Source organism: Pseudomonas sp. GW821-FHT02A08 (genome assembly GCF_059422045.1).
In genome coordinates, this window is record NZ_JBWKWD010000039.1 from 38,937 (window position 1) to 61,265 (window position 22,329).

Consider the following 22,329-nt stretch of genomic DNA (forward strand, 5'->3'; position numbering starts at 1 on the left):
GGAACGCCGACAAGCGCGATGGCTCTATACCTTCAAGGTCTTTTTTGATCGAATGAGATTTCCTGTCGCCCGCGAGGTTTCCCATGACCGTTACTGTCAACACCGTTTCTGCCGAAGGCTTTCGCCACAGCGTCCAGATCGATGACCATGAACTCTTCGCCGACGTGCCCGTCACGGCTGGCGGAGAGGGGTCGGCGCCGGAGCCGCACGATTATTTCGATGCCGCGCTGGGTGCCTGCAAAGCCTTGACCTTGAAGCTGTATGCCAGGAAGAAGGACATCCCGCTGACCGGTGTCGGCGTCGAGGTCAAGCGCGACAACAGCCTGGAACAGAAGGGCCAGTACGCGCTGCACGTCAAACTGACCCTCAAGGGCGTACTCACCGACGCCCAGCGCGATGAATTGCACCGCGTGGCCGATCGCTGCCCGATCCACAAGCTGATGACCACGTCTGAAGTCAGCATCGAAACGCATTTGTCCGAAGGCGCGTTCAGTCAATAGCGGCAAGCGTTGCGCAAGCGGGTTATGCTCGAACGCATTACCCGCTCAGCCTGGAACGCACCATGAACACTCCGCTCGTGATCCGCCCCCGCACCGAAGATGTCGAAGGCCAGCCGATTCTCCGCCCGCTGCCATCGGCCAAGTGCCGCAGCGTCGGGCCATTCGTGTTTTTCGACCATATGCTGGAAACCCGTTATCCACCGGGCAAAGGCATGAACATCCGCCAGCATCCGCACATCGGCCTGTCCACCCTGACCTATTTGTTCCAGGGGCAAATCCAGCACAAGGACAGCCTGGGTTCCGATCAGGTTGTTGATACCGGCGATGTCAGCTGGATGACGGCCGGCAGCGCCATCGCCCACGTCGAACGCACGCCCGAGACACTCAAGGAGAGCGGCTTCACGATGCACGGCTTGCAGATCTGGCTGGCATCGCCCAAGGACAAAGAACAAGGCCCGGGGCATTACAGCCACCATCCGGCGTCCACATTGCCGGTCAGCGAAAACCTGGGGGTGAAGATTCGCATGATTGCCGGGTCAGGCTTTTGCCTGGAATCCCCCGTGCCGGTGCTTTCTCCTACGTTGTACGCGGAACTGCACCTGCAAACGGCAACGACATTGCTCATCCCCACCGAGCATGAAGAACGTGCGTTGTATGTGTTGAGCGGCGAGGTCCAGCTGGATGGCGAGCCGATAGAGCCGTACTCGCTGGTGGTACTGCCTGCCGGGGAAGAGATGACACTGTTTGCTGAAAGCGACAGTCATGCCGTGTTGTTCGGCGGTGCTCCGCTGGACGGGCCACGGCGGATCAACTGGAATTTTGTCGCAAGCGATCCGGCGGCGATTGATGAAGCACGCCGGCGTTGGGCGGCCGGCGACTGGCCGACGGTGCCGGGGGAAGTTGAGCGGATTGAACTGCCTTAGTTTTTCTATCGTTAGTCAGGCCGCCTTCGCGGGCAAGCCCGCTCCCACAGTTTCCAGGTTGTCCGCAAAAATTGCGCATGGACCAAATCCCTGTGGGAGCGGGCTTGCCCGCGAAGGGGTCGGCACTCACACCGACCAAATCATGGTCAGCCCCTGAACACTTCATCCAGCAAGTTATGCATCGACGTGAAAGCGCGGGCAGCGACCTTCGCGTCATACATCATCATGCCCGGCACATTGGCGTGCGGGTCGGTGAACGAGTGGAACGCACCGCCGTAGCTCAGCAACTGCCAATCCACACCCGCCGCATTCATTTCATCTTCGAATGCCGGCAACTGCTCCTTCGGCACCAACGGGTCGGAAGCGCCATGCAGCACCAGGACCTTACCCTTGATGTTTTTTGCATCAGCCGGATTCGGTGTGTCCAGCGTACCGTGGAACGACACCGCGGCCTTCACCGGCGCGCCGGTACGGGCAAACTCCAAGGCGCAGCAACCGCCGAAGCAAAAACCGAATGTGGCCAGTTTCGAAGTGTCGACAGCCACTTCACCCTGGCTTTGCAACCGCTCGAACGCCGCCTGCATGCGCTTGCGCAGCAATGGGCGGTCATTTTTCAACGGCATCATGGCCGCGCCGGCCTCGTCATTGTTCGTCGGACGCACCGATTGACCGTAAAGGTCTGCGATCAGCACCACATACCCCTTGGAGGCCACCGACCGGGCGATCTCCTCTGCACCGGCGCTGACGCCCATCCAGTTCGGTGCCATCAACAGACCCGGGCGCGGGCCTTTATGGTCGGCATCGAAGGCCAGACGGCTTTCGTAATCTCGTCCATCAATCTGATAGGCAACGGAACGTACAGTGATTTGGCTCATTTCTGACTCCTGATTGTTGAACACCAGAATGAAAAAACCCGCCGAAGCGGGTTTTTCTGCAACACGGTTAAGCCGATAGCTCGACCAGCAGCTTGTTCAGACGGCGTACATAGGCCGCCGGGTCTTTCAAGCTGTCACCGGCCGCCAGGGCCGCCTGATCGAAGAGGATATGCGACAGGTCGCCGAAGCGCTCGTCGCTCTGCTCGTTGTCGAGCTTCTCGATCAGCGGGTGAGCCGGGTTGAATTCGAAAATCGGCTTCGAATCCGGAACCTTCTGGCCGCTGGCTTCCAGGATCTGGCGCATCTGCAAGCCCAGGTCCTGCTCGCCGATGGCCAGGATCGCCGGCGAGTCGGTCAGGCGATGAGACACCCGCACTTGCGCAACGGAATCGCCCAGGGCGGTCTTCAGACGCTCAACCAGACCTTCTTTGGCCTTGGCGACTTCCTCCGCAGCCTTCTTGTCCTCTTCCGAGTCCAGGTTGCCCAGGTCCAGGTCACCGCGCGCCACGTCGACGAAGCTCTTGCCGTCGAAATCGCTGAGGTAGCTCATCAGCCACTCGTCGATGCGGTCGGTCAGCAGCAGCACTTCAATGCCTTTCTTGCGGAAGACTTCCAGGTGCGGGCTGTTCTTGACCTGGGCGTAGGTTTCGCCGGTCAGGTAGTAGATCTTGTCCTGACCTTCCTTGGCGCGCGCCAGGTACTCGGCCAGGCCAACAACCTGCTCGCCATCGTCGCCGAGGGTCGATGCGAAACGCAGCAGGCCGGCGATTTTTTCCTTGTTGGCGAAATCTTCCGCCGGGCCTTCTTTCATGACCTGACCGAAGTTTTTCCAGAAACCCTTGTATTGCTCAGGCTCGTTCTTCGCCAGTTTTTCCAGCATGTCCAGGACGCGCTTGGTCAGCGCCGACTTCATCGAGTCGATGATCGGGTCTTTCTGCAGGATTTCCCGCGACACGTTCAGCGACAGGTCGTTGGAATCGACCACGCCTTTGATGAAGCGCAGGTACAGCGGCAGGAAGGACTCGGCCTGATCCATGACGAACACGCGCTGCACGTACAGCTTCAGGCCTTTCGGCGCTTCACGCTGGTACAGGTCGAACGGCGCACGGGTCGGCACGTACAGCAGCGAGCTGTATTCGAGCTTGCCTTCGACCTTGTTGTGGCTCCAGCTCAGCGGGTTCTCGAAATCGTGAGCGATGTGCTTGTAGAACTCCTGGTATTCCTCGTCCTTGATCTCGGTACGGGGACGGGTCCACAGCGCGCTGGCGCGGTTGACGGTTTCCCACTCAACGGCCGGCTTCTCTTCACCTTCGGCAGCGGCCACTTCTTTCGGCAGCTCGATCGGCAAGGCGATGTGGTCGGAGTACTTCTTGATGATGTTGCGCAGGCGCCAGCCATCGGCGAACTCGTCTTCACCGGATTTCAGATGCAGGACGATGCGAGTGCCGCGTTCGGCCTTGTCGATGGTCGCAACTTCGAAGTCACCTTCGCCCTTGGACGACCAGTGCACGCCTTCGCTGGCAGCGCTGCCGGCACGACGACTGAACACATCGACTTTGTCGGCGACGATGAATGCGGAGTAGAAACCGACACCGAACTGGCCGATCAGGTGCGAGTCTTTCTTCTGGTCGCCGGTCAGGTGCTTCATGAAATCGGCGGTGCCGGACTTGGCGATGGTGCCCAGGTGGGTGATCGCGTCTTCGCGGCTCATGCCGATACCGTTGTCTTCGAGGGTGACGGTTTTAGCGTCCTTGTCGAAGCTCACGCGGATTTTCAGTTCGGCGCCACCTTCCAGCAGCTCTGGCTTGGCCAGGGCTTCGAAACGTAATTTGTCGACAGCGTCAGAGGCGTTCGAGATCAATTCGCGAAGGAAAATTTCCTTGTTGGAATACAGCGAATGGATCATGAGATGCAGCAGCTGCTTCACCTCGGTCTGGAAGCCCAGGGTTTCCTTTTGAGTTTCCACACTCATGGTCATCAAACTCCAATCAGATGGCATAAGCCGCGACCTTGAGGGTCGACGGCGGGTTGTCATCTGAGTTGGGGGCTGAGTTCAGGATTTCAAGGGCTCTTCGAGTTTGAAATGTGCACGGGCCGTGGCAATGGGTTCGGCTTCGGTGCTTTGCCATGCGGTAATCGCCACATTGGCGACCCGGCGACCCTGGCGCCAGACCTGGCATCGGGCCCAGGTATCGCGAAACTGACCGGCACGCAGGTAATCCAGGGAGAAGTCGATGATCTTCGGCACCCCGGGCGACCCGGTGAACACCAACAGGTGCAACGCCGCGGCCAACTCCATGAAGCCGGCGATCACACCGCCATGGATCGCCGGCAACAACGGGTTCCCGATGTTGTCCTTGTTCGCTGGCAGCTTGAACAGCAACTCATCTCCCACCCGTGAACATTCGACGCCGATCAGCCGGGCATAGGGAATCAAATCCAGCAGCGCGGCGTAATCGCCCTGCTCATGAGCCTTTTGCAATTGATCCTTCAGCGACTCGCTCATTGCGCACCTCCGGCAACCGCGCCACCAAAGCCCTTGGTGCCTTTGATGTTCTTGCCCATGCGCATGAAAGTGCCCATCACATGGGCAATGGGTTGCCCGGGGTCATCCTGATAGGCGAAGCCACGGGCAAAAATCACGTCAGTGGTGACCCGATAGCATTGGGCAAAGCCGTAGACATCCTTATGCGGCTCGGCGGCGTGCATGTAGTCGATGCGCAGGTCGAGGGTCGGGCAGACTTCGAACTCCGGGAGCACGCAGAGGGTCGCCATGCCGCAGGCCGTGTCCATCAGCGAGGTCAGCGCTCCGCCATGAATCACACCGGTTTGGGGATTGCCGACGATCTGCAGGCTGTACGGCAACACAATCGTCAGCCCTTCATTGTTGGCACTGTGAACGCTTAGTCCAAGTACCTGACAATGTCGCAGCGCCGACAGAAAGCGCTTCGCACGCTCAAAAACGGGGTTTTCAGCCATTTGATAAAAGCTCCTGTTTATGTCCGTACAGTGCGGTGGTGGTCCGGGTAAAAGTTCCGCACTAGAACAAACTTATATATCTGAAAGAATTAAGGAACTTAACCCTGATGTGTGGGCTCTTAATGCCAGTAGATGCTTTTCATCAGGAGAAACACCCCATGCGTAAGACTTTAGCTATTGCCTTGATGTTGACCGCTTCCCTCGGTCTCGCTGCCTGCGATAAAAAATCCGAGGACAAAGCTCAAGATGCTAACCAACATGCTGAGCAAGCCCAGCAAAAAATGAACGAAGCTCAGGATAAAGTGAACGACGCGGCGAAAGAAAACGCCGAAGCCGCCAAAGATCAGGCTGAATCGAACGCAGAAGCGGCAAAAGAGGCTGCTCCGGCCACTCCGGCCGCACCGGAAGCACCTAAGAACTAATACGGTTTTTAGTGTGGCAAAAGAAAACCCGCCAAGTGCGGGTTTTCTTTTGCCTTGAAAAAAGTGGCTAGAGCAATTTCATTCGAAAAGTCGGACTAATCATCAACAACAGCGAACAGATTAATCCCACCAGCCAAACCAGACTGCGCTGCCGAGCCAGATCTTCCATTAAGACACTGGATAGCCAGCGCGCGGGCGCACGATCAAGCTGCCTCTTTACTCACCTCGGCCAATGGCGCCTCTGTAGGGGTATAGACCATCACGTCAAGAACGTCGGAATGAAACTCGCGACGATACAACACGAACACCACGCCGGCACTCATCAACATGAACAACCAGGGACTGACGAACCAGGCCAGCATGGTCATGCCGAAGTAGTAGGAACGCAGCCCGAAGTTGAACTGGTTGGCGGCCATGGAAATGACGCGGGCGGCACGTAGAGCGAACGCCTTGCGCTCCTGCTCCGACACATGGCGCTCGCCGACCATCGGCGCCGAGCCCACCAGTACCGCTGCAAAGTTGTATTGGCGCATGCACCAGCTGAACGTGAAGAACGCATAGACAAACACCAGCGCCAGGCACAACAACTTGATTTCCGACATGCCCTGGGACGCCTGTTGCACCATCGGGATATCCGCCAGCAAGGATACCGCCCGCTCCGAAGCCCCCAGCACCGTGAGAATACCGGCCAGGATAATCAGCGTACTGGAGGCGAAGAACGACGCATTGCGCTCCAGATTGCCGATCACGCTGGCATCGGCGATGCGGTTGTCGCGCAGCAGCATGCGGCGCATCCAGTCCTCACGATACAAGTGCAGCACACTGGCCAGGCAAGCGGTGTCACGGCCTTTCCATGTGGCATAGCGGGTGTACCCGCCCCAGCAGATAACGAACCAGACGGCGGCAAGAATGTGGATCAGGTTGGCTTGGATGAACGACATGCAGGTCCTTGTGGTGTGCAAGAGGAGTACCGAATCCCTGTGTGAGCGGGCTTGCTCGCGAAGGCGGCTTATCATCCAACATTGATGTTGACTGACCCACCGCCTTCGCGAGCAAGCCCGCTCCCACATCAGGATTCGCAGTGCTTCGACGTTAGCCCAAGAAAAAAGACACTGCATCTGCCCCATAAAAAATGCCCCATATCGATTGATACGGGGCATTTCTGTATTTGCTCAAGACCCGCTTGTGGCGGGTCGTGAAGCGGCTTAAGCCAAGGCTTCGGCGCGCTTGCCCAGCAGGCGATCGCAAACCACGGCGACCACCAGTGTCATCACCGATGGCACCAGCCAGGCCAGGCCCTGCTCGCTCAGCGGCAGGTGGGCCATTTGCGTCGGCATCCAGTCCGCCAGGCCTGCACCCTTGAGGGCGTCAATCAGACCGAAGATGAACGACACCAGCATCACCGGGCCGAGGATACGACCCTGCTCATGCCAGAAGTCCTTGCAGAAGCTCAACGCCACCAGAACGATGCACGGCGGGTAGATCGCGGTGAGCACCGGGATCGAGAACGCAATCAGCTTGGTCAGGCCCAGGTTGGACACCAGCAGCGAGAACGCCGCCAGGATGATCACCAGTGTCTTGTAGGACAACGGCACCACACGGCTGAAGTACTCGGCGCAGGCGCAGGTCAAGCCGACCGCTGTCACCAGGCATGCCAGGGAGATCAACACGGCAAGGAAACCACTGCCCAGCGAACCGAAGGTGTGCTGCACGTAAGCGTGCAATACCGCCGCGCCATTGGTTGCGCCAGCGGCTACTTCATGGCTGCCCGCACCGAGACGGAACAGGCTGACATACACCAGCGCCAGGCCCACGCCGGCAATCAGGCCGGCGATGATCGCGTAGCGGGTGATCAGTGCCGGCGACTCGACGCCGCGGGAACGGATGGCATTGACGATGACGATGCCGAACACCAGGGCGCCCAGGGTATCCATGGTCAGGTAACCATTGATGAAGCCTTGGGAAAACGGCGCTGCAACGTATTCAGGGGTTGCCTGGCCAATGTCACCGGCCGGCAAGGCAAACGCTGCAATGCCCAGCACGGCCAGGGCGATGATCTTCAGCGGCGCGAGGAAGCGCCCTACGGTATCCAGCAAACGGCCCGGATAGAGCGAGATGAAGAACACCAGCAGGAAGTACACCGAGCTGTACAGGAACAGCGCCAACGGGCTCTCGCCGGTCAGGGGCGCCAGGCCCACTTCGAAGGATACCGTTGCGGTACGTGGCGTCGCGAACAGCGGGCCGACAGCGAGGTAGCAAGCCGCTGCCAGCAGGCCACCGGCCACTTTACCGATCGGGCTGCTCAGCGCGTCCATGGCGCCGCCAACCTTGGCCAGCGCCACAACGGTGATCACCGGCAGACCCACCGCCGTGACCAGAAAACCCAGCGCCGCCATCCAGACATTGGGCCCGGACTGCAAACCGACGATAGGCGGGAAGATGATGTTGCCGGCCCCGACGAACAGGGCAAACGTCATAAAACCAAGTGCCAGGATGTCCTGGCCTTTCAACACTTTCATTAAGGAAATACCACACTACTGAATCGGAATTTAGAGAGGGATTTCCCTATGGGTGAGGGAAATGCTGTCAGTCCGTATAAGACCGACCCTTTTAGCGCGTTGCAGCCTTGTGGGCCGCGGACGCAAAAATGGCGAGTAGCCTAACGAATTTGGCCGATAAACGCACTGTTAGTGGGCAAACATTCCGATATACGACATTTTTGTGTCGCGTTTATGCATGTAAATGGTTGGTGCCTGTAAGTCCGCCTTCGCGGGCAAGCCCGCTCCCACAAGGATTTGTTGCGTTCATACGATTTGGACTACCCTGCAAAACCTGTGGGAGCGGGCTTGCCCCGGGCGGCGTTCCGACGAAGGGGCCGGCAGAGCCAACACAAATGCCGGAAACGACAAAGGCCACCCGAAGGTGGCCTTTGTTTGGTGAAGCGTCAGTCAAGCACGAAGCTTACTTGACAGCCCAACCGGTCAGCTCGGCCAGGGCCTTGCCGATGTCTGCCAGCGAACGCACGGTTTTAACGCCTGCGTCTTGCAGAGCAGCGAATTTCTCGTCCGCAGTGCCTTTGCCGCCAGAGATGATTGCGCCAGCATGGCCCATGCGCTTGCCCGGAGGAGCAGTCACACCAGCGATGTAGGAAACAACCGGCTTGGTCACGTGTGCCTTGATGTAGGCAGCCGCTTCTTCTTCAGCCGAACCGCCGATCTCACCGATCATCACGATCGCTTCGGTCTTCGGGTCTTCCTGGAACAGCTTCAGGATGTCGATGAAGTTCGAACCCGGGATCGGGTCACCGCCGATGCCAACGCAAGTCGACTGACCGAAACCGGCGTCAGTGGTCTGCTTCACAGCTTCGTAGGTCAGGGTGCCGGAACGGGAAACGATACCGACCTTGCCTGGCAAGTGAATGTGACCTGGCATGATGCCGATCTTGCATTCGCCTGGGGTGATCACGCCTGGGCAGTTAGGGCCGATCAGGACTACGCCCAGCTCGTCGCACTTAACTTTAGCGTCCAGCATGTCCAGGGTAGGAATGCCTTCGGTGATGCACACGATCAGCTTGATGCCGCCGAAGGCAGCTTCCAGGATCGAGTCCTTGCAGAAAGGAGCCGGAACGTAGATCACGCTGGCGGTGGCGCCAGTGGCAGCTACAGCGTCTTTCACGGTGTTGAACACTGGCAGGCCCAGGTGCTCGGTGCCGCCTTTGCCTGGAGTTACACCACCGACCATCTTGGTGCCGTACTCGATGGCTTGCTGGGTGTGGAAACTACCTTGCGAACCGGTAATACCCTGGCAGATAACTTTGGTGTCTTTATTGATCAGGACGCTCATTATTTGCCCTCCGCAGCTTTGACAACTTGTTGAGCAGCGTCGGTCAGGCTGGTAGCAGCGATGATGTTCAAACCGCTTTCTGCCAGTACTTTAGCGCCCAGCTCAGCGTTGTTGCCTTCAAGGCGAACAACAACCGGGATTTTCACGCCGACTTCTTTCACGGCGCCGATGATGCCTTCGGCAATCATGTCGCAACGAACGATGCCGCCGAAGATGTTGACCAGTACTGCAGCGACGTTAGTGTCGGACAGGATGATCTTGAACGCTTCGGTAACGCGTTCCTTGGTAGCACCGCCGCCCACGTCGAGGAAGTTGGCTGGTTTGCCGCCATGCAGGTTGACGATGTCCATGGTACCCATGGCCAGGCCAGCACCGTTGACCATGCAACCGATGTTGCCTTCCAGCGCTACGTAGTTCAGTTCGAACTTGGCAGCGTGCGCTTCGCGCGGATCGTCCTGCGACGGATCGTGGAAAGTCTTCAGCTTAGGCTGACGGTACATGGCGTTGGCGTCGATGTTGATCTTGGCATCGAGGCAATGCAGATCGCCGTCAGCCTTGATCACCAGCGGGTTCACTTCCAGCAGGGCCAGGTCGTGATCCTTGAACAGTTTGGCCAGACCTACGAAGATCTTGGCGAACTGGGCAACTTGCTTGCCTTCCAGACCCAACTGGAAAGCCAGCTCGCGACCCTGGAATGGCTGAGCGCCAACCAGTGGATCGATAGTGGCCTTCAGAATTTTTTCTGGAGTGTCGTGAGCGATTTTCTCGATGTCCACGCCACCTTCGGTGGAAGCCATGAACACGATACGACGGCTCGAACGGTCAACGACAGCGCCCAGGTACAGCTCTTTAGCGATATCAGTGCACGATTCAACCAGGATCTTGGTGACTGGCTGACCGTTGGCGTCAGTCTGGTAAGTCACCAGACGCTTGCCCAGCCACTGCTGTGCGAAGGCTTTGGCGTCTTCTTTGCTGCGAACCAGCTTTACGCCGCCCGCTTTACCGCGACCACCGGCGTGGACCTGGGCTTTGACAACCCACTCGCTGCCGCCGATTTTGTCGCAAGCTTCTGCTGCTGCTTCCGGGGTGTCTACCGCGTAACCGGTGGAAACTGGCAGGCCGTACTCAGCGAACAGCTGCTTACCCTGATACTCGTGAAGATTCATGCTTATTACCGTCTTCGTTAGGTACTGCGCATTCGGTGCTGCACTCATTCAAGTGCCGCACCACCTGTGACTGCTGCTTGCATAGCCTTTCCGGATACCCGGTGCAGCTATGCAAGACTGCGTCCAGCGGATATTCCGCGGTGAGTCTTGCATGCAAGGCTCACGACGGGCCAAACCGCCGTGGTTTCTTATTATGTCTTAACGCTTCTTGCGGTTGGCGATGTGGATGGCGCCGCCATTCACAGCCAAAGCAGCTTCGTGCAAGGCTTCAGACAGGGTCGGATGGGAGAAAACCATCATGCCCAGGTCTTCAGCGCTGGTGCCGAATTCCATACCGATCGCGCCCTGCTGAACCAGTTCCGCGGCGCTTGGGCCAATCACGTGGACGCCCAATACGCGGTCTGTCTTGGCATCTGCGATGACCTTGACGAAACCACCGGTGTCATTGGCAGCCATGGCACGGCCAGAGGCTGCGAACGGGAAGGTGCCGACGTTAACTTCAACGCCTTCAGCTTTCAAGGCCTGCTCGGTTTTACCAACCCATGCGATTTCCGGGTGAGTATAAATAACCGACGGGATCAGATCATAGTTCATCTGGGCCTTGTGGCCCTTGATGCGCTCGACAACCATGATGCCCTCTTCCGAGGCTTTGTGCGCCAGCATCATGCCGCGAACCACGTCGCCGATGGCGTAGACGCCCGGTACAGTGGTGGCGCAGTGATCATCGACGTGCACGAAACCGCGCTCGTCCAGGGTCACGCCGCAGTCGGCAGCCAACAGATCAGTGGTCACCGGACGGCGACCAACGGCTACGATCAGCTTGTCGAAAGTGATGTTCTGTTCGCCCTTGGCATCGGTGTAGTTCACCACGACTTCGTCGCCGTTCACTTTGGAACCGGTTACGCGAGCGCCCAGCTTGATGTCCAGACCCTGTTTGGTCAGGGTTTTCAGCGCTTCCTTGGAAACAGCGGTGTCCGCTGCCATCAGGAAGGTGTCCAGGGCTTCCAGGACAGTCACTTGCGCACCCAGACGCGACCAGACCGAACCCAGTTCCAGACCGATAACGCCGGCACCGATCACACCCAGACGTTTTGGAACGGATTGGAATTCCAGGGCGCCAGTCGAATCGACGATCACATTCTGGTCAACCGGAGCCGGCGGAATGTCGATCGGACGCGAACCTGGAGCCAGGATGACGTTTTCGGCTTCGATGATTTCAACCGAGCCATCTGGCTTGGTGACTTCGACTTTCTTGCCGGCCAGCAGCTTGCCGTGACCCTGGATCGAGGTCACACCGTTGGCTTTGAACAGGGTCGCAACGCCGGAGGTCAGGCCTTTGACGATGTTGGCCTTACGGCCGACCATCGCTGGCACGTCCATGGTCACGCCAGCGTGATTGATACCGTGGATCGCGAAACCGTCCTGGGCTTCGTGGAATTTCCACGAGCTGTCCAGCAGGGCCTTGGATGGAATGCAGCCGACGTTCAGGCAAGTACCGCCCAGAGCCAGTTTGCCTTCCTTGTCGGTGTACTTCTCGATGCAGGCCGTCGAAAGACCAAGCTGGGCGGCCTTGATGGCAGCCACGTAACCGCCAGGGCCCGCGCCGATCACTACTACGTCAAATTTCTGCGACATTCAAAAAATCCTCTTTAGCGAAAAGCTTCAAGCCGTGAGCGGCAAGCCAGGCAGCGGGTTTTCCGACAGCCCGGGCTTGCAGCTCATGGCTGCTTCTATCAGATATCCAGCAACAGACGAGCCGGATCTTCCAGCAGGTTCTTGATGGTCACCAGGAAGGTCACAGCTTCTTTGCCATCGATCAGACGGTGATCGTAGGACAGTGCCAGGTACATCATCGGACGGATAACGACCTGACCGTTGATGGCCATCGGACGCTGGATGATGTTGTGCATGCCCAGGATGGCTGCTTGTGGCGGGTTGACGATCGGGGTCGACATCATCGAACCGAAAGTACCACCGTTGGTGATGGTGAAAGTACCACCGGTCATTTCGTCCATCGACAGCTTGCCGTCGCGGGCTTTCTTGCCGAAGGTGGCGATGCCGCCTTCGATTTCAGCCAGGCTCATCAGTTCGGCGTTACGCAGGACCGGCACAACCAGGCCGCGATCGCTGGAAACTGCAACGCCGACGTCAGCGTAGCCGTGGTAAACGATGTCGCCGCCGTCGATCGACGCGTTGACAGCCGGGAAGCGTTTCAGCGCTTCGGTGGCCGCTTTCACGAAGAACGACATGAAGCCCAGGCGCACGCCGTTGTGGGACTTCTCGAACAGGTCCTTGTACTTCGAACGCAGCGCCATGACTTCGGTCATGTCGACTTCGTTGAAAGTGGTCAGCATCGCCATGTTCGATTGAGCTTCAACCAGACGCTTGGCCACGGTGGCGCGTACGCGGGTCATCGGTACGCGCTTCTCGATGCGATCGCCAGCGGCAAACACAGGAGCAGCGGCAGCCGGAGCAGCAGCCTTGGCAGGTGCGGCAGCAGGAGCAGCTTTCTTGGCTTCGACAGCGGCAACCACGTCTTCCTTGGTTACACGACCATCTTTGCCGGTGCCTTTGACGGAAGCCAGGTTGATGCCGTTTTCTTCGGCCAGCTTGCGAGCAGCTGGAGCTGCGATAGCGTCTTCGTCAGCGCCGGCAGCTGGAGCAGCGGCAGCAGCGGCCGGAGCAGCAACGGCTGGAGCAGCGGCAGCAGCGCCGCCTTCAACGATGGAGCCCAGGACTTCGTCGGACAGAACGGTTTCGCCTTCGTTCTTGACGATAGCGCCCAGCACGCCGTCAGCGGTAGCCAGCACTTCCAGCACGACCTTGTCGGTTTCGATGTCGACGATCAGTTCGTCGCGCTTGACCGCGTCGCCCGGTTGCTTGTGCCAGGTGGCAACGGTGCCATCGGCAACCGATTCCGGGAAAGTGGGGGCTTTGATCTCGATAGCCATTGTCTGTGGTTCCTTAAATTCGGTTTCAGGTGCGCGAAGGCGTTAAACAGTAAAGGCGTCTTGCAGCAGTTTTTCCTGCTGTTCGGCGTGCATCGATGCGTAACCGCATGCTGGTGCAGCAGATGCCTCACGGCCCGCGTACTCGAGTACGAGAGATTTGTTGAGGTTGCTGATGCTGCGACGCATGTGGTGTTGGCTGCAGTACCACGCACCCTGGTTCATCGGCTCTTCCTGACACCAGACGGCATGCTTGACGTTGGTGTAAGGCGCCAGGACTTCTTTCAAGTCGTCCTCAGGGAATGGGTACAACTGCTCGATACGCACGACAGCGATGTCGTCACGACCTTCGGCACGGCGTTTTTCCAGCAGGTCGTAGTAGACCTTGCCGCTACACAGAACAACGCGCTCGACCTTTTTCGGGTCTTGGGCATCGATTTCCGGGATAACGGTCTGGAACGAACCTTCGGCCAGATCTTCCAGCGTCGAGATGGCCAGCTTGTGGCGCAGCAGCGACTTCGGAGTCAGGACTACCAGTGGCTTGCGCAGCGGACGAATCACCTGACGGCGCAGCAAGTGGTAGATCTGAGCCGGCGTCGTCGGCATGCACACCTGGATGTTGTGCTCGGCGCACAATTGCAGGTAACGCTCCAGACGAGCCGAGGAGTGCTCCGGACCCTGACCTTCATAACCGTGCGGCAGCAGCATGGTCAGACCGCACAGGCGGCCCCACTTGTGCTCGCCACTGGTGATGAACTGGTCGATAACTACCTGGGCGCCGTTGGCGAAGTCGCCGAACTGGGCTTCCCAGATAACCAGGGCGTTCGGCGTGGTGGTCGAGTAACCGTACTCGAACGCCAGTACCGCTTCTTCGGACAGGAACGAGTCGTACAGGTCGAAACGCGGCTGACCGTCGTACAGGTTCTGCAGCGGGATGTAGGTGCCCGCGTCCTTCTGGTTGTGCAGGACAGCATGGCGGTGCGAGAACGTACCGCGGCCGATGTCCTGGCCAGTCATGCGAATCGGATGACCTTCGAACGCCAGGGTCGCGTACGCCATGGTTTCGGCGTAACCCCAGTTGATCGGCAGGCCGCCGGCTTGCATCTTCTGGCGGTCTTCGTAGATCTTGGCAACCTGGCGCTGAACCACGAAGCCTTCCGGGATTTCCAGCAGCTTGGCGGACAGTTCCTGCAAGGTCTTGAGGTCGAAGCGAGTGTCGTGACGCGCGGTCCAGGCGTGGCCCAGATACGGACGCCAGTCCACGAACAACTCTTTGTTCGGCTCTTTGACCAGGCTTTTCACTACGTGCAGACCGTTGTCCAGCGCGTTGCGGTATTCGTCGACTTTCGCCTGAACACGCTCTGCGTCCAGCACACCGCCCTGGGTCAGACGATCGGCATACAGTTCACGGGTGGTGCGCTGCTTGGTGATCTGCTGATACATCAGTGGCTGGGTGCCGCTTGGCTCGTCGGCCTCGTTGTGGCCGCGACGACGGTAGCAGACCAGGTCGATCACCACGTCACGCTTGAACTGCATGCGGTAGTCGATGGCCAGCTGGGTCACGAACAATACGGCTTCCGGATCATCACCATTCACATGGAGGATCGGCGCCTGGATCATTTTCGCAACGTCGGTCGCGTACTCGGTGGAGCGCGAGTCCAGCGGGTTGCTGATGGTGAAACCGACCTGGTTGTTGATCACGATGTGCACGGTACCGCCGGTCTTGAAACCGCGGGTCTGCGACATCTGGAAGGTTTCCATGACCACGCCCTGACCTGCGAACGCAGCGTCACCGTGGATGGAGATCGGCAGAACCTTCTCACCGGTCTGATCGTTACGACGGTCCTGACGGGCGCGAACCGAACCCTCGACCACCGGGGAAACGATTTCCAGGTGGGACGGGTTGAACGCCATGGCCAGGTGAACTTCACCGCCGGAAGTCATCACGTTGGACGAGAAGCCCTGGTGGTATTTCACGTCACCGGAACCCAGCTCGACCTTCTTCTTGCCTTCGAACTCGTCGAACAGCTCGCGCGGGTTCTTGCCGAAGGTGTTGACCAGCACGTTCAGACGGCCACGGTGGGCCATGCCGATGACGATTTCCTTGGTGCCGTAGGAACCGGAACGCTGGATCAGCTCGTCGAGCATCGGAATCAGGCTTTCGCCGCCTTCCAGACCGAAACGCTTGGTACCCGGGTATTTGGTGCCCAGGTATTTTTCCAGGCCTTCGCCGGCGGTCACGCGCTCGAGCAGATGGCTCTTGATGTCGGCGGAGTACGTCGGACGACCGCGCACGCTTTCCAGACGCTGCTGGAACCACTGGCGCTGCTCGGAATCGGTGATGTGCGTGAACTCAGCGCCGATGGTGCGGCAATATGTCTGCTGCAACGCTTCGTGAATTTCGCGTAGGCTCGCTTCCTCTTTGCCGATGAACAGGTCGCCGGCACGGAAGGTCGTATCAAGATCGGCATTGGTCAAGCCGTAATGATTGATCGACAGGTCTGCAGGTGCAGGACGCTGCCACAGCCCCAGCGGGTCAAGCTGGGCTGCCTGGTGGCCACGCATACGGTAGGCCTGGATCAATCGCAGCACTTCAACTTGCTTCTTCTCGTGCTCACTGCTCACGCTGCCGGCGGAAACCGGTTGGGCGCGGCGCTGGTTCTTTGCCAGCAAGACGAAATGATCGCGAATTGTGGAGTGCGAAACATCGGTGGCAGAGTTGCCGTCAGCAGGCAACTTCTGGAAGTAGGTGCGCCACTCTTCTGGCACAGCGTTAGGGTCGTGCAGGTAGAGCTCGTAAAGCTCTTCCACATAGGCAGCGTTACTACCGGATAGGTAGGCACTGTTCCACATGCGCTGCATCACGCTTTCTTGCATGCTTGGTCACCCTCGGTTAGGGGAACACCACCGGTGTCGACACCGAGCAAACTTGCAGAAGTCCGAATGCAGCGACCAAAACAAGCCACTAGGATCACACTGATAGTCCGGGTACCAGCCCGGATGCCCCTGCTTGTCTCATTTCTTCAAAATAAGAGCCGCAGCCTTTTAAGCTGCTGCTCAGGTTAAAACTACGGCGCCGGTTGAAGCCTGCGCCGCAGCATCTACGGGTACAACGGGTACAGCAGCTGAATCACACGCCGCTTGAGAGCAACATGTTACGGATGTGACCGATGGCCTTAGTCGGGTTCAGGCCTTTCGGACATACGCTGACGCAGTTCATGATCCCGCGGCAGCGGAATACGCTGAACGGGTCATCCAGCGAAGCCAGACGCTCGGACGTCTTGGTGTCACGACTGTCTGCCAGGAAGCGGTACGCTTGCAGCAGGGCAGCAGGACCCAGGAACTTGTCCGGGTTCCACCAGAAGGACGGGCAGGAAGTCGAGCAGCAGGCGCACAGGATGCACTCGTACAGACCGTCCAGCTTTTCACGCTCTTCAGGGGACTGCAGACGCTCGATGGCCGGAGCCGGCGTGTCGTTCTGCAGGTATGGCTTAACCTTTTCGTATTGCTTGTAGAAGATGCTCATATCGACGACCAGGTCACGGATAACCGGCAAACCTGGCAGAGGACGAACGATCAACTTGTTACCTTTTACGACAGCAGACAGCGGCGTGACGCACGCCAGGCCGTTTTTGCCGTTGATGTTCATGCCGTCGGAACCGCAAACACCTTCACGGCAAGAGCGACGATAGGAGAAACCCTCGTCCTGCTCTTTGATCAGGGCCAGCACGTCCAGCACCATCAGGTCTTTACCACCGGTATCAACCTGGAATTCCTGCATGAACGGCGCGGCGTCCTGATCAGGGTTGTAACGATAAACGCTGACTTGCAACATGGCGGCCACCCTTAATAAGTCCGAATCTTAGGTTCAAAAGTCGGAACAGTCTTCGGCGAGAAGTTCACGGCACGCTTGGTCACGCGCTTGTCACCCGGGAAGTACAGGGTGTGGCACAGCCAGTTTTCGTCGTCACGATCTTCGAAGTCTTCACGGGCGTGAGCACCACGGGACTCTTTACGTACTTCTGCAGCGATGGCGGTGGCTTCGGCCACTTCCAGCAGGTTCTGCAGTTCCAGAGCTTCGATACGCGCAGTGTTGAACGCCTGCGACTTATCGTTGATCTTCACGTTGGCGATGCGCTTGCGCAGGTCAGCCAGCTGGGCAATACCCTTCTGCATGTATTCGCCGGTACGGAACACACCGAAGTAGTTCTGCATGCAGTTTTGCAGCTCGCGACGCAGGGTAGCCACGTCCTCGCCTTCGGTACGGTTGTTCAGAGCGTTCAGGCGCGACAGGGCAGCTTCGATATCGGCTTCGGTAGCGTCGTCGTATTCGATGCCGTCGGTCAGTGCTTTTTCCAGGTGCAAGCCGGCAGCGCGGCCGAATACCACCAGGTCGAGCAGCGAGTTGCCGCCCAGACGGTTGGCACCGTGAACCGATACGCAAGCCACTTCGCCTACTGCGAACAGGCCCGGGATGATGGCATCGACGCCATCAGCGTCCTGGGTGATCGCCTGACCGTGAATGTTGGTGGCAACGCCGCCCATCATGTAGTGGCAAGTCGGAACAACCGGAACCGGAGCAACAACCGGGTCAACGTGCGCAAACGTCTTCGACAGCTCGCAGATGCCTGGCAGGCGGCTGTGCAGCACTTCCTCGCCCAGATGGTCGAGTTTGAGCATCACGTGGTCGCCATTCGGACCGCAACCGTTGCCGGCGATGATTTCCTTGACCATCGAGCGGGCAACAACGTCACGACCGGCAAGGTCTTTGGCGTTCGGAGCATAACGCTCCATGAAACGCTCGCCATGCTTGTTGATCAGGTATCCACCTTCACCACGGCAACCTTCTGTAACCAGTACACCGGCGCCGGCGATACCGGTCGGGTGGAACTGCCACATTTCGATGTCTTGCACCGGCACGCCGGCACGCAGCGCCATGCCGACGCCGTCACCGGTGTTGATCAGGGCGTTGGTGGTCGATGCGTAGATACGACCTGCACCGCCAGTAGCCAGTACAGTGGCCTTGGCACGGATGTAGGTGGTTTCGCCGGTTTCGATGCAGATGGCGATCACGCCGACGAACTCGCCTTCGCCGTTCTTCACCAGATCGACAGCGTAGTACTCGTTCAGGAACACGGTACCGGCTTTCAGGTTGCCCTGATAAAGGGTGTGCAGCAGAGCGTGACCGGTACGGTCGGACGCAGCGCAAGTACGCGCAGCCTGGCCACCTTTACCGTAGTCCTTGGACTGACCACCGAATGGACGCTGGTAGATACGACCTTGCTCGGTACGCGAGAATGGCATACCCATGTGGTCCAGCTCGTAAACGGCAGCCGGGCCTTCCTGACACATGTATTCGATAGCGTCCTGGTCACCGATGTAGTCGGAACCCTTGACGGTATCGTACATGTGCCAGCGCCAGTCATCGTTCGGGTCAGCGGACGCGATCGCGCAGGTGATGCCGCCCTGGGCGGATACGGTGTGCGAACGGGTCGGGAAAACCTTGGTGATCACGGCAGTCTTGTGACCGCCCTGTGCCAGTTGCAGCGCTGCGCGCATACCGGCACCGCCACCACCAATAATGATGGCGTCGAAAGAAATCGTTGGAATGTTAGCCATGACTCAGATACCCCAGAGAATCTGCACGCCCCAGACGAAGTAAGCGAACATCGCAACGCCGCATACCGCCTGGAAAAGGAAACGTATAGCGGTCGCGGACTTGCCGAACGCCATTGGCGTCAGGTAGTCGGTCGCGATGGTCCACATGCCGACCCAGGCGTGAGCGCCGAGGGCAACGAGGGCCAGGAGGCTGAAGATACGCATTCCGTTGTGGTCGAACAGTTCATGCCACTGGGCGTACTCGAGGCCAGGGTTGGCCACGATGTATCCGATCAGGAAGATGAAGTAAGCCGCGAGAACGACCGCAGACACACGTTGCGCCATCCAGTCATAGAGGCCCGAACGCGACAGGTTCGTGACGTTAGTTACCATATCCAAACTCCTGCCAGAACGATTACCACCACGGAAACGGCGATAACGATTTTCGAGCCCAGCTTGCCGCCTTCCAGCGTCTCACCGATGCCCATGTCCATGATCAAGTGGCGCACACCGGCTACCAGGTGATAAAGCAGAGCGGACAGGATGCCCCATGTCACTAGCTTGGCTAGCGGACTGGTCAGACACGCTTTCACCTGACCGAAGCCTTCCTCGGAACTCAGCGACTTGTCCAATGCGTAAAGCATGATGGCAAGGCACACGAAGAGGATGACACCGGAAATTCGGTGAAGGATGGACGTGTAAGCAGTGACTGGGAGTTTGATGGTCCTTAGGTCTAGGTTTACAGGTCGTTGGCTTTTCACGGCTTTTTTTTCACACTGAAGAGCCCCTAACAATCAGGGCAAAGTTGTTGGGGAGTGCACTGGTCAGGTAACCACCACCCAGGGATGCGACCCCCAATGAAAGCAAGCCCAAAAGCCCTTGGCGGTCGGTGGCCGAGTATAGACAGTTAGGCTACTAATGACAACGCAAACACCTAACCCAAACAGCTGATTGCACAACTGGCATAAAAGGCGTAAATGGCAGCCAATTTCGAGAAAAAAGTCCGGTTAAAGCCTTCTGGAGCAAGACTTTAGGCAAATTGACATTCGAATTTATCTCACTATAGTGGTGCGGGCCCTGCGTGGGGGGTCTGTCTGATGATTTCAAGCATAAATAGGAGGCCACATGGCTGACAAAAAAGCGCAGTTGATCATCGAGGGCGCAGCCCCCGTCGAGCTGCCCATTTTAACCGGCACCGTTGGTCCCGATGTTATCGATGTTCGGGGCCTGACGGCCACGGGCCGTTTCACCTTTGACCCAGGCTTCATGTCGACCGCCTCGTGCGAGTCGAAGATCACCTATATCGACGGCGACAACGGCATTCTGCTGCACCGCGGCTACCCGATCGAACAGCTGGCTGAAAAGTCGGACTATCTGGAAACCTGCTATCTGCTGCTCAACGGCGAACTGCCGACCGCAGAACAGAAGGCCCAGTTCGTCGGCACCGTGAAGAACCACACCATGGTTCACGAGCAGCTGAAGACCTTCTTCAACGGCTTCCGTCGCGACGCCCACCCGATGGCCGTCATGTGCGGCGTAGTCGGCGCCCTCTCGGCGTTCTACCACGACTCCCTGGACATCAATAACCCGCAGCATCGCGAAATCTCCGCGATCCGCCTGGTTGCCAAGATGCCGACCCTGGCAGCGATGGTTTACAAGTACTCCATGGGCCAACCCATGATGTACCCGCGCAACGACCTGTCGTACGCGGAAAACTTCCTGCACATGATGTTCAACACCCCGTGCGAGATCAAACCGATCAGCCCGGTACTCGCCAAGGCCATGGACCGGATCTTCATCCTCCACGCCGACCACGAGCAGAACGCTTCAACCTCCACCGTACGCCTGGCCGGTTCTTCGGGTGCCAACCCGTTCGCCTGTATCGCCGCCGGCATCGCTGCACTGTGGGGCCCTGCCCACGGCGGTGCGAACGAAGCCGTACTGACCATGCTCGATGAAATCGGCGATGTTTCGAACATCGACAAGTTCATCGCCAAGGCCAAGGACAAGAACGATCCGTTCAAGCTGATGGGCTTCGGTCACCGCGTTTACAAAAACCGCGACCCGCGCGCCACGGTAATGAAGCAGACCTGCGACGAAGTGTTGAAGGAACTGGGCATCCAGAACGATCCGCAACTCGAACTGGCCATGCGCCTGGAAGAGATCGCCCTGACCGACCCGTACTTCATCGAGCGCTCGCTGTACCCGAACGTCGACTTCTACTCGGGGATCATCCTCAAGGCGATCGGCATTCCAACCAGCATGTTCACCGTGATCTTCGCCCTGGCGCGGACCGTCGGCTGGATCTCCCACTGGAAGGAAATGCTCTCCAGCCCGTACAAGATCGGCCGTCCGCGCCAGTTGTACACCGGCTACGAGTCGCGTGATATCACCAAGCTGGAAGACCGCAAGTAAGATCTGTCTTGCTGTAGCGTGTTGAGTTGTACCGGGAACGGCCTCTGCTTTTTATATAAAGAGCAGGAGGCCGTTTTTGTTTGTGCGCTTTGTCGGGTACATATCCGTTATTCAGGTAACGGCGGCTTATGGTTCCGCTCTTACAGCGGGTTACTTTGAAAAGCGCAAAGTAACCAAACGCTCTTCCCCTGACATTCGGTGCCTCGCCATGGCTCGGCATGCCCTCGCTCCGGTCCTGCTCCGTGGGCCCGCCGCCATCGGCCATCCATGGCCGGGGGCGGCTAACCCGGCATCCATGCCGGGTTGCCCACTGCGCAGAACCGGAACGAAGCCTCACGAGGGGGCGTACACCGCAACAGCGCCCGAGGCGGCCTACCGGCCGGCCTGGTTGCTCCCACAGAGGACGTGGTTGTACACGGATTTTGCGCCCGACACCGGTCAACTGTGGGAGCGGGCTTGCTCGCGAATGCGGAGTGTCAGCCAACAAAGATGTTGAATGATAAACCGCATTCGCGAGCAAGTCGGATCGCCGCACCGCCGCTCCCACAGAAGAGCAAAGGCAGAGCGGCGTACACCCCGCTTTTCACCACTCATCAGGCCGAGCGTTAGCTCGCCTGCAGCTCTTGATCTTGATCCACCCGCCCCCTCGGCAGGCTGAGC

At 58.6% G+C, this 22,329-nt stretch carries 19 protein-coding genes and 1 pseudogene; 4 read left to right on the top strand and 16 right to left on the bottom strand.

What is annotated here, in order from left to right:
* The first annotated feature begins 83 nt into the window (after positions 1 to 83).
* Together AC07W4_RS22880 and AC07W4_RS22885 are read left to right on the top strand one after the other, a co-directional pair.
* Positions 84 to 500 carry an OsmC family protein gene (locus AC07W4_RS22880; protein ID WP_008049704.1) on the top strand — a complete coding sequence of 139 codons (417 nt, stop codon included), beginning with the start codon at positions 84 to 86 and terminating at the stop codon, positions 498 to 500.
* A 62-nt stretch (positions 501 to 562) separates the two neighbouring features.
* Positions 563 to 1,423, top strand: coding sequence for a pirin family protein (locus AC07W4_RS22885; RefSeq protein WP_495034081.1), 861 nt, complete (start codon positions 563 to 565; stop codon positions 1,421 to 1,423).
* Between the two features lie 146 nt (positions 1,424 to 1,569).
* Here the strand turns inward: AC07W4_RS22885 and AC07W4_RS22890 are convergent, their stop codons facing one another.
* The 4 genes from AC07W4_RS22890 to AC07W4_RS22905 all read right to left on the bottom strand — a co-directional run bounded on the left by AC07W4_RS22890 (position 1,570) and on the right by AC07W4_RS22905 (position 5,277).
* On the bottom strand, positions 1,570 to 2,298 hold the full coding sequence (locus AC07W4_RS22890; protein WP_495034082.1) for a dienelactone hydrolase family protein: 729 nt from the start codon (positions 2,296 to 2,298) through the stop codon (positions 1,570 to 1,572).
* A gap of 67 nt (positions 2,299 to 2,365) precedes the next feature.
* Positions 2,366 to 4,270: a molecular chaperone HtpG gene (gene htpG / locus AC07W4_RS22895; protein ID WP_495034083.1), complete on the bottom strand. Its 1,905-nt coding sequence runs from the start codon at positions 4,268 to 4,270 to the stop codon at positions 2,366 to 2,368.
* Between the two features lie 81 nt (positions 4,271 to 4,351).
* Entirely contained in the window at positions 4,352 to 4,804 is a 453-nt protein-coding gene (locus tag AC07W4_RS22900; protein WP_008049698.1) for a PaaI family thioesterase, read from the bottom strand.
* On the bottom strand, positions 4,801 to 5,277 hold the full coding sequence (locus AC07W4_RS22905) for a PaaI family thioesterase (protein WP_008049696.1): 477 nt from the start codon (positions 5,275 to 5,277) through the stop codon (positions 4,801 to 4,803). The genes AC07W4_RS22900 and AC07W4_RS22905 overlap by 4 nt, the downstream gene beginning before the upstream one ends.
* Positions 5,278 to 5,435: 158 nt before the next feature.
* On the opposite strand from AC07W4_RS22905, the gene AC07W4_RS22910 reads away from it, so the two are divergent.
* The gene (locus AC07W4_RS22910; RefSeq protein ID WP_495034084.1) at positions 5,436 to 5,699 is read left to right on the top strand and encodes a hypothetical protein; all 264 of its coding nucleotides are present in this window, start codon (positions 5,436 to 5,438) and stop codon (positions 5,697 to 5,699) included.
* 67 nt (positions 5,700 to 5,766) lie between these two features.
* Here AC07W4_RS22910 and AC07W4_RS22915 read toward each other — a convergent pair.
* The 12 genes and pseudogenes from AC07W4_RS22915 to sdhC form a co-directional block, all read right to left on the bottom strand.
* Positions 5,767 to 5,862 (bottom strand): annotated as a pseudogene (locus tag AC07W4_RS22915) (MAPEG family protein); the annotation flags it as partial.
* A gap of 40 nt (positions 5,863 to 5,902) precedes the next feature.
* Positions 5,903 to 6,640, bottom strand: coding sequence for a DUF599 domain-containing protein (locus AC07W4_RS22920; protein WP_008049692.1), 738 nt, complete (start codon positions 6,638 to 6,640; stop codon positions 5,903 to 5,905).
* Between the two features lie 264 nt (positions 6,641 to 6,904).
* On the bottom strand, positions 6,905 to 8,218 hold the full coding sequence (gene brnQ / locus AC07W4_RS22925) for a branched-chain amino acid transport system II carrier protein (RefSeq protein WP_495034085.1): 1,314 nt from the start codon (positions 8,216 to 8,218) through the stop codon (positions 6,905 to 6,907).
* A gap of 442 nt (positions 8,219 to 8,660) precedes the next feature.
* Positions 8,661 to 9,542 (bottom strand): succinate--CoA ligase subunit alpha, encoded by an 882-nt coding sequence (gene sucD, locus AC07W4_RS22930; protein WP_007919877.1) that lies wholly within the window; start codon positions 9,540 to 9,542, stop codon positions 8,661 to 8,663.
* Entirely contained in the window at positions 9,542 to 10,708 is a 1,167-nt protein-coding gene (gene sucC, locus AC07W4_RS22935; protein ID WP_007919879.1) for an ADP-forming succinate--CoA ligase subunit beta, read from the bottom strand. The genes sucD and sucC overlap by 1 nt, the downstream gene beginning before the upstream one ends.
* Positions 10,709 to 10,906: 198 nt before the next feature.
* Positions 10,907 to 12,343: a dihydrolipoyl dehydrogenase gene (gene lpdA / locus AC07W4_RS22940; protein ID WP_495034086.1), complete on the bottom strand. Its 1,437-nt coding sequence runs from the start codon at positions 12,341 to 12,343 to the stop codon at positions 10,907 to 10,909.
* Between the two features lie 98 nt (positions 12,344 to 12,441).
* The gene (gene odhB, locus AC07W4_RS22945; protein WP_495034087.1) at positions 12,442 to 13,659 is read right to left on the bottom strand and encodes a 2-oxoglutarate dehydrogenase complex dihydrolipoyllysine-residue succinyltransferase; all 1,218 of its coding nucleotides are present in this window, start codon (positions 13,657 to 13,659) and stop codon (positions 12,442 to 12,444) included.
* 42 nt (positions 13,660 to 13,701) lie between these two features.
* Complete coding sequence (locus tag AC07W4_RS22950; protein ID WP_008049686.1) at positions 13,702 to 16,533, bottom strand: 2-oxoglutarate dehydrogenase E1 component; 2,832 nt, start codon at positions 16,531 to 16,533, stop codon at positions 13,702 to 13,704.
* A gap of 253 nt (positions 16,534 to 16,786) precedes the next feature.
* Positions 16,787 to 17,491, bottom strand: coding sequence for a succinate dehydrogenase iron-sulfur subunit (locus AC07W4_RS22955; protein ID WP_095944019.1), 705 nt, complete (start codon positions 17,489 to 17,491; stop codon positions 16,787 to 16,789).
* A gap of 11 nt (positions 17,492 to 17,502) precedes the next feature.
* On the bottom strand, positions 17,503 to 19,275 hold the full coding sequence (gene sdhA, locus AC07W4_RS22960; RefSeq protein ID WP_008049684.1) for a succinate dehydrogenase flavoprotein subunit: 1,773 nt from the start codon (positions 19,273 to 19,275) through the stop codon (positions 17,503 to 17,505).
* Positions 19,276 to 19,278: 3 nt separating this feature from the next.
* Positions 19,279 to 19,647, bottom strand: a complete 369-nt coding sequence (sdhD, locus tag AC07W4_RS22965; RefSeq protein ID WP_495034088.1) for a succinate dehydrogenase, hydrophobic membrane anchor protein — start codon at positions 19,645 to 19,647, stop codon at positions 19,279 to 19,281.
* Positions 19,641 to 20,015, bottom strand: coding sequence for a succinate dehydrogenase, cytochrome b556 subunit (gene sdhC, locus AC07W4_RS22970; protein ID WP_032829628.1), 375 nt, complete (start codon positions 20,013 to 20,015; stop codon positions 19,641 to 19,643). Before sdhC ends, sdhD begins: the two co-directional genes overlap by 7 nt.
* A gap of 364 nt (positions 20,016 to 20,379) precedes the next feature.
* Between sdhC and gltA the strand changes: the two genes are divergently transcribed.
* Positions 20,380 to 21,669, top strand: a complete 1,290-nt coding sequence (gene gltA, locus AC07W4_RS22975; RefSeq protein WP_007959044.1) for a citrate synthase — start codon at positions 20,380 to 20,382, stop codon at positions 21,667 to 21,669.
* The last annotated feature ends 660 nt before the right edge of the window (positions 21,670 to 22,329 follow it).